General features: G+C 69.8%; 1 protein-coding gene. It reads right to left on the reverse strand.

The features are described from left to right. Nucleotides 1–24 precede the first annotated feature (24 nt). Complete coding sequence (locus KYY02_RS33530; RefSeq protein WP_371244829.1) at nucleotides 25–1,227, reverse strand: IS110 family RNA-guided transposase; 1,203 nt, start codon at nucleotides 1,225–1,227, stop codon at nucleotides 25–27. Between the last annotated feature and the right edge of the window lie 265 nt (nucleotides 1,228–1,492).

Consider the following 1,492-nt stretch of genomic DNA (forward strand, 5'->3'; position numbering starts at 1 on the left):
GGGGGGGTGCCTCTATGTCCTTCGTCAAGCGAGTCGAGGGCTCCTCGGTTCGTAGAAGGTTCCGTCGCGGAGCATGGCGAACAGGACGCTGATGCGGTGGCGGGCGAGGCGGAGGAGGGCCTGGGTGTGGGTTTTGCCGCGGGCTCGGCAGCGGTCGTAGTAGGTGCGGGAGGCGGGATCGTGCAGGGCTGCGAACGCGGAGAGGAACATCGCTCGTTTCAGCTGCCGGTTGCCGCCTCTAGGGGCGTGCTCGCCGTGGATCGACGTGCCGGACTGGCGGGTTGCCGGGGCGAGGCCGGCGTAGGAGGCCAGGTGGGCGGCGGTGGGAAAGCTGCTGCCGTCGCCGACGGTGGCCAGCAGGACTGCGGCGGTCCTGACGCCGATGCCGGGCATCGAGGTCAGGACCTTCGAAAGAGGGTGGGCCTCCAGCAGGGCTTCGATCTGGGTTTCCAGGGCTCGGCGTTGTTCGTGGACGGCGGCCAGCGACTTCGCCAGCGACGGGACGATCACGTCGAGGGTGCCGGTGCCCGGGACGGTGACGGTCTGCTCGTCGAGTGCGGTGAAGATGTCGTCGACCAGCCGTTCGGCCATGCGTGGCGCCCGGGGCCGGACGACCTCGACCAGTTTGCGGCGGCCCGCTTTGCGCAGTGCTTGTGGGGATCCGTAGCGCTCGAGGAGCCAGGTCACTGCCGGATGGTCCAGGCGCGGGCCGAGTACGCGTTCCAGGCTGGGGTGGAACTGGGTGAGCAGGCCGCGGATGCGGTTGCTGGTGCGGTTGGCCTCGCCGGCGAGGTCCTGGTCGAAGCCGACCAGCATGGTCAGCTCCGCGGTGACCTCGTCGGTCAGGTCCAGGGTGCGCAGGGTGTGGGGCATGGTGCGAGCGGCGTCCGCGATCACGGTCGCGTCTTTCGCGTCGGTCTTGGCCTCGCCGGGGTAGAGGTCGGCGATCCGCCGCATGGCGAGTCCGGGCAGGTAGGCGACCTGGCAGCCGGCGTCCCGGGCGACGGTCAGTGGAAGGGCGCCGATGGAGGCGGGCTGGTCCACGACCACCAGCACGGTGCCGAACTTGGCGGCCAGCTTGTCGAAGACGGCCCGCAGCTTCGGCTCGCTGTTCGGCAGTTGCTTGTCGAACACCGTCTTCCCGGCCGGGGTCAGGCCGTGTCCGTGATGCGTCTGCTTGCCGACGTCCAGGCCCAGGAAGACGCCCACCCCGTCGATGCTGATCACCGTGCCCCCACGTGTGTCGATGCGTGCCGGCCTCAAGGTCGGGAGCCGTTCTCGCGCATCCACGTTATGCAGACCTGCCGCCCGCGAACGGCCGGGCATTGCGCCCGGCCGGGCGGTGGTCGGACCTCTGATCAGCGTCTCTGACGGCACCCCTCGGACCCGGTGACACCACCCCCCAGGTCATTCGTTCGACAGGGGGCAACAGTCATGCCGGGCCCGGAGGCCAGCGGCCCTCTTGCAGGACCGCGAAAAAGATAACGGGGCG

Origin of the sequence: Streptomyces pimonensis (assembly GCF_041380215.1) — a bacterium.
Taxonomy (GTDB): Bacteria; Actinomycetota; Actinomycetes; order Streptomycetales; family Streptomycetaceae; genus Streptomyces; species Streptomyces pimonensis.